This is a genomic window from Phyllobacterium sp. CCNWLW183 (genome assembly GCF_037203775.1).
GTDB lineage: Bacteria > Pseudomonadota > Alphaproteobacteria > Rhizobiales > Rhizobiaceae > Phyllobacterium > Phyllobacterium ifriqiyense.
Window position 1 is genome coordinate 277,113 of sequence record NZ_JBBCBN010000009.1, and the last position, 6,445, is coordinate 283,557.

The window sequence follows — 6,445 nt, forward strand, 5'->3', positions numbered from 1 at the left end:
AAAGAATTTGACGGGATTCGCCCTATCGCCTATCGCAGAGCAGAATGGTTTTCGACTGGAAGCTTTCGAAACGATTGGCTCCACCAATGCTGTCGCGCTCGAGCGCGCACAGGCGGGTGATTCTGGCAAGCTGTGGATCGTATCCAAGAAGCAGGCGAGCGGGCGAGGGCGGCGCGGCCGGGCTTGGTCTTCTCCCGAGGGCAATCTGGCGGCTTCCTTATTGCTTACCGGAAATCTTGAACTGAAAAGTGCAGCGACGCTCGGCTTTGTAGCTGGCCTTTCGCTTGCTGATGCGCTCAACGCAGTATGTCCTTCAGCAAATTTTTCCGTTGGCATTGATGGCGCCAGCAATGCAGGTGCTGGAAAATCGCCATTACGGGTGGAGCTTAAATGGCCAAACGATCTGCTGGCGGGTGGCGCAAAGCTCGCCGGTATCCTGCTTGAATCGACATTGATGCCGGATGGGCATTTGGCAGTAGTTATCGGCATCGGCGTTAATGTTGTTGCCTATCCGCAGGATGTCCCTTATCCAGCTACGTCATTGGCACGGCTTGGTGCGAACTGCGATGCCGAAACAGTGTTTCTGGCCTTGTCGGACGCCTGGGAAGAGAACTATCGCATTTGGGCGAATGGACGGGGCTTAAGTGACATTCGCAAACGTTGGCTCTCGCAGGCGGCAGGAATTGGCAGTGAAGTCGCCGTTCGAATAGACGGAGCTGTACTGCGTGGTATATTCGAAACAATTGACGAAGATTGCCAGTTCGTCATTCGTGATAATGACGGTGTACGGCAAAAAATTGCAGCCGGTGACGTCCATTTTGGAACAGTGGCATCGGCAAACGCTGAATGAGTTTCAGTTTTTAGGAGCATAAATGGCAAATTCCGATCAAGCGGAACTTGTTTTCCTGCCTTTAGGTGGTGTCGGCGAAATCGGCATGAATCTGGCCCTTTACGGCTATGGCCCCGCGCGCAAACGCGAATGGGTCGTGGTCGATATGGGTGTGAGCTTTGCTGGCCCGGATCTTCCCGGAGCTGACCTGATCCTGCCCGATATTCGTTTTTTGCAGGCTGAGCGCAACAACCTCAAGGGTATTGTTATCACCCACGCGCATGAAGATCACTACGGAGCACTGCTTGATCTCTGGCCGCTTCTCAATGTTCCTGTTTACGCTACGCCATTTACTGCCGGACTTCTTGCCGCCAAGCGGCACTCAGAACCCGGTGCACCGGACATTCCAGTCACAATCTACCGTGCTGGCGAAACCTTCAATGTTGGCCCTTTCGAGCTCGAAGCACTGGCTGTGACGCATTCCATCCCTGAACCGGTTTCATTGGCAATCAAGACTCCGCTTGGAACAGTCATCCATACGGGCGACTGGAAGATGGACCCGGAACCATCGATCGGACCGCTGATCAATGAAGCGCGATTCCGCGCTCTGGGGGACGAAGGCGTTCTCGCCATGATGTGCGATTCTACCAACGCCTTGCGTGATGGCGAATCGCCATCGGAACAGGAAGTTGGCGAAAGCCTGCGGCAAATCATTGAAAACGCCCGTGGACGTGTTGCGATTACCTCCTTCTCATCCAATGTCGGGCGTATCCGTTCGATTGCCCTGGCAGCGCGCGATGCCGGCAGGCAAACGCTTGTGCTCGGACGTTCGATGAAGCGCATGATCGATGTCGCGACCGAGCTTGGCTATCTGGATGGTGTGCCTGAGTTCCTGTCGGAGGATGATTACGGCTATATTCCGCGGGAAAACATGGTCATCATATTGACCGGCAGCCAAGGTGAACCACGTGCTGCCCTTGCCAAACTGGCGCGCGATGAAATGCGCAGTGTTGCACTTTCGCCCGGCGATACGGTTATTTATTCATCGCGTGCCATTCCCGGCAATGAAAAGGCGATTAATGACACCAAAAACCTTCTGATAGAGCAGGGTGTCCAGATCATTTCCGATGGTGATCAATTGGTGCATGTGTCGGGGCATCCGCGACGCAACGAATTGAAGCGGATGTATGAGTGGGTTCGCCCGCGCATTCTTGTTCCTGTTCACGGTGAGGCTGCGCATCTTGTCGGGCAGGGATCACTGGCTGCAATGGCAGGCATTCCAGAAGTGCCGCAAGTGCGCAATGGCGATATATTGCGCCTTGCCCCGGGCAAGGCAGAGATCATTGGTGAAGCGCCCTTCGGCCGCCTGATCAAAGACGGCAGGCTGATCGGCGACGAGGAAGAGGTCGGCATCGTTGATCGCCGAAAGCTTTCCTATGTCGGCCATGTTGCGGTGTCGTTTATTCTCGACGCCAAATACAACGTTCTTGAAGATCCGGAGCTTGTCCCTTTCGGAGTTCCGGAAGTCGACGATGAAGGCGAACTCCTGGAGGATCTTCTTTACGATGCTGCTGTTGGTGCGGTCCAAAGTATCCCGAGGGAGAAGCGACGCGATCTTGCCATGGTGCGTGAGGCAATTCGCCGTGCGGTTCGCTCCGCCGCCAACGAAGCATGGGGCAAGAAGCCGATTGTCACCGTGTTCGTAACCAAGGTCTGAGGTAAGCAATGCTGGGACGGCTCAACCATGTGGCTATCGCAGTTCCAGATATGGCGGCTGCGTCCGCCATCTATAGGGATACGCTCGGAGCAAAGCTGACAGAACCGCAGATATTGCCTGAGCATGGCGTTACAGTTGTGTTCATCGATGTCGGAAACACTAAGATCGAACTGCTTGAACCGCTTTCTTCCGAGTCGCCCATATCGGCTTTCCTCCTGAAAAATCCGTCAGGTGGTATTCACCACGTGTGCTACGAAGTGCCCGATATACTGAGCGCGCGAGATCGCCTAAAAGAGCAGGGTGCCCGGGTTTTGGGTGATGGGGAGCCGAAGCTTGGAGCTCATGGCAAACCTGTTCTGTTTCTTCATCCGAAGGATTTCAACGGAACGTTGATCGAACTGGAGCAAGAGTAATGCCGATTGCAACAGCGCTGGCAGTTTATTTCATTTTCTGGTGGTTGACGCTTTTTACCATGCTGCCGATTGGCCTGCGCACGCAAGCTGAAGAGAATGACGTAACACTGGGCACAACGCCGAGCGCGCCGCACAAGCATCGCATGGGACGAGTCTTCCTGTGGACCACGCTTGTATCCGCAGTCATTTTCGCAATTTTCTACGTTGTCAATCAACGGCTTGGTTATGGCGTCAACGACCTGCCGGTATTTTTTCCACAATTGGACTGATCTTATTTGCCGGTAGTTGTTTGATAATGTGGCGAAGCTTTCCCAGTAAATGCCAGGAAAGATCCAGCGATATGACCAAGATAAGATGCCGCTAAGACGAGCGATCGGCTGGGTCTCAATGGCAGCTTCAGAAGATGGGTCATCAGTTTTAAAAATCGCGATAGAATTGAGCCCGGTAAACGAAGAAGAGCGGTAGTGCGATCCTCGGCGAATCTTGCCCGTAAATCAGAAGCGCTATGATCTCTGCTTCGTCTAAATTGATAGGTCAGAGTCAAGCGTTCGCGGGGAACAGTTTCAAAAACTACGGCATGAGGTGTCCAACCTGTCCGCGCGCCGATTCTCGTGGCCTCCCGATAGAGCTTCCAATCCTCTCCGCCATTTAGAGCCAAGTGATTATCAAATCTCAATCCGGTTGCACGAAAGAACGCTAAATTTCCCATCCAACTCCCTGTGGCAATAAGAATCCTGTCAGCCTTGCCGCCCTCTCGTCGCTGAATTGCTCGTTGCTCGTATTTTTGAGTACTCTCAAACAGTCCTTTCCAAACGACCTTTTCGAAAAACGACATTTGCTCTACTTGTGCTGGCCGTACTGGTCCGCCGACAATATCAAGATTTGAAGCATCCCGTTCCGCGAGCAGCTCAACCAGCCAATCCGGTTCTACTGTTTCATCATCATCGGCAAAGGTAAGCAGATCGTGGCCGCTGGAAATTGCAATATCGAGCACGCGGTTGCGTACATATGCAATTCCAAGGCGCGATTCGACTTCATATTGTACGCTGCAGTTGGGAACGCTCGTACGAAAGCGCTCTATAATTTCGGTAAGCGTCGGAAAGGAATTGTTCTCAACAATAACAAAATGCAGCTGCGTGTTGGCAGGGATAGCCATTTTCGCATAGGAGGCGAGGAGTACTTGCAACATGATCGGGCGATTGCGGGTAACGGTTCCCACGCAAATTCTGCGCAATAATTCTGTCATGAAATAATCTGCCTGAAATAAATAAAATAGCTTGGACTAAAAATGCTGTTCGCACGTGCGACCGTGCAAGTTCATTGAATGGGTGCGCTAAAATAAATTTAATTTCTACTTACAGCGCTGTTGCAGCCGACCGTCAATCGGGAATCACACCTATTTTAAAATTAGGATATTAGGCACGAAAAATAAGGTATTGAATTTAAAATGAAAAACATTCGTCAAACCCATAAATGAAGACAAAAAAAAATGCAAGGCTTTCGCCTTGCATTTAAAGATCGCGTCTGACCCATCCACTTGCGTGGCGGCTGCGGAAACCGCGCCAAGGGTCACATCCTCCCAAGACTTTGACCGCGTAGGAAAGCAGAAATATTCTTACTTTCTCCTTATGCTTAAAAAAATAGCGGACTGCCTTCGAAATGTCACGAAAAATATTCGTTACTGTCATCTTTTGATTAGAAATCTTGCAGCAGAGTGAATCACCCCTCAATATCATCCTGTGTTATATGCAGTTGCGGGTTCCCAATCAGCCATGAAGCCGATAAGAAATATCGACTTTGCACTTGGTTTTGCCTGATTCTTCAAGCACTCAGGCGTTGTTCAATTTTGGTGACCCTCAATGCGGCTTTCCCGTTACTTTCTGCCCATCCTTAAAGAGAATCCTAAAGAGGCTGAAATCGTCTCGCACCGGCTCATGCTGCGTGCCGGACTGATTCGCCAAGAATCAGCAGGCATTTATGCCTGGTTGCCGGCGGGACTGCGCATTCTCAACAAGGTAAGCAACATCATCCGCGAAGAACAGAATCGCTCGGGCGCAATTGAATTGCTGATGCCGACAATTCAGTCAGCAGATCTTTGGCGTGAAAGCGGCCGTTATGATGCTTATGGCGACGAGATGCTGCGTATTAAAGATCGCGGCGATCGGGAAATGTTGTTTGGCCCGACAAATGAAGAAATGATCACCGAGATTTTCCGGGCTTATGTCAAATCTTACAAGGACTTGCCGCTCAATCTTTATCATATTCAGTGGAAATTCCGCGACGAGCGCCGTCCCCGGTTTGGTGTTATGCGTTCGCGCGAATTCCTTATGAAAGATGCCTATTCTTTCGATATGGATTTTGAGGGTGCCAAGGCTGCGTATAATCGTATGTTCGTTGCATATTTACGGACATTCTCGCGCCTCGGTATCAAGGTCATTCCGATGCGCGCGGATACGGGTCCAATCGGCGGTGATTTGAGCCACGAATTCATTATTCTTGCCGAAACCGGAGAAAGCCAGGTTTTTTGCGATCGCGCCTATCTCGATCTGCCAGTGCCAGGTGCTGATACGGATTTCGACGATAATCAGCAGATTGCCGATATCGTCACGCGTTGGACGACGCCCTATGCTGCCACTGACGAAATGCACGATGAGGCGGCTTGGTCCAAGGTGGATGGCTCCCACCAGATGGCTGCACGCGGTATTGAAGTTGGCCACATTTTCCACTTCGGCACAAAATACTCCGAACCAATGGGGGCCAAGGTAAGCGGTCCTGACGGAAAGGAGCATTTGGTCTCGATGGGGTCTTATGGCATTGGGCCGTCGCGCGTTATTGCAGCGATCATCGAGGCCTCACATGACGAAAACGGAATCATCTGGCCCAAGGCAGTTGCTCCGTTTGGTGCGGGTATTGTGAACATGAAGCCCGGCGACGATGCATGTGATGCAGTTGCGCTGAAGCTCTATGACGCCTTGACGAGGGCCGGCCTTGAGCCGCTGCTTGATGATACGGATGATCGCCCGGGTGCAAAATTTGCCAAGATGGATCTGATCGGTTTACCGACACAGGTAATTGTTGGTCCGCGTGGTGTGGCCGCTGGCGAAGTCGAGATCAAGGATCGTGCTACAGGCGAGCGTGAAACGCTCTCCATCGAAGCCGCAATCAACAAATTGGCCGGTCCTGCGGACTTTCAGGCGGGAACTTTATGACAGAAAAAACAGCGACCGCGCCCTCTGGTTCAAAGCCATTCTCAGCCTTTGAGCGTATGATTGCCTGGCGCTATCTGCGTGCCCGGCGCAAGGAAACGTTTATTTCGGTTATCGCCGGGTTCTCGTTTACGGGTATTATGCTTGGGGTGGCGACGCTTATCATCGTCATGGCGGTGATGAATGGTTTTCGGGCCGAGCTTTTGACCCGAATTCTCGGAATCAACGGCCATGTCATCATGCAGCCAATGGATCGGCCTTTGGATGATTTTGATGCTGT

General features: G+C 51.8%; 6 protein-coding genes and 1 pseudogene. 6 read left to right on the top strand and 1 reads right to left on the bottom strand.

The features are described from left to right. The first annotated feature begins 7 nt into the window (after positions 1–7). From V9K95_RS20660 to V9K95_RS20675, 4 genes are read left to right on the top strand one after another with little or no spacing between them, the layout of a single operon-like run. Complete coding sequence (locus tag V9K95_RS20660) at positions 8–850, top strand: biotin--[acetyl-CoA-carboxylase] ligase (RefSeq protein WP_336441825.1); 843 nt, start codon at positions 8–10, stop codon at positions 848–850. Positions 851–872: 22 nt separating this feature from the next. Beyond that, positions 873–2,546, top strand: a complete 1,674-nt coding sequence (locus tag V9K95_RS20665) for a ribonuclease J (RefSeq protein WP_336441824.1) — start codon at positions 873–875, stop codon at positions 2,544–2,546. An 8-nt stretch (positions 2,547–2,554) separates the two neighbouring features. Then, entirely contained in the window at positions 2,555–2,959 is a 405-nt protein-coding gene (mce, locus tag V9K95_RS20670; protein WP_115055286.1) for a methylmalonyl-CoA epimerase, read from the top strand. After that, the gene (locus V9K95_RS20675) at positions 2,959–3,228 is read left to right on the top strand and encodes a DUF1467 family protein (RefSeq protein ID WP_115055284.1); all 270 of its coding nucleotides are present in this window, start codon (positions 2,959–2,961) and stop codon (positions 3,226–3,228) included. Before mce ends, V9K95_RS20675 begins: the two co-directional genes overlap by 1 nt. A 2-nt stretch (positions 3,229–3,230) precedes the next feature. Here V9K95_RS20675 and V9K95_RS20680 read toward each other — a convergent pair whose 3' ends face one another. Beyond that, positions 3,231–4,205 (bottom strand): glycosyltransferase, encoded by a 975-nt coding sequence (locus V9K95_RS20680; protein ID WP_336441823.1) that lies wholly within the window; start codon positions 4,203–4,205, stop codon positions 3,231–3,233. Between the two features lie 613 nt (positions 4,206–4,818). Here V9K95_RS20680 and proS point away from each other — a divergent pair. Together proS and V9K95_RS20690 are read left to right on the top strand one after the other, a co-directional pair. Continuing rightward, positions 4,819–6,168: a proline--tRNA ligase gene (gene proS, locus V9K95_RS20685; RefSeq protein ID WP_115055280.1), complete on the top strand. Its 1,350-nt coding sequence runs from the start codon at positions 4,819–4,821 to the stop codon at positions 6,166–6,168. Then, a pseudogene (locus V9K95_RS20690) lies at positions 6,165–6,445 on the top strand (lipoprotein-releasing system transmembrane subunit LolC); the annotation flags it as partial. The gene proS and the pseudogene V9K95_RS20690, both read left to right, overlap by 4 nt.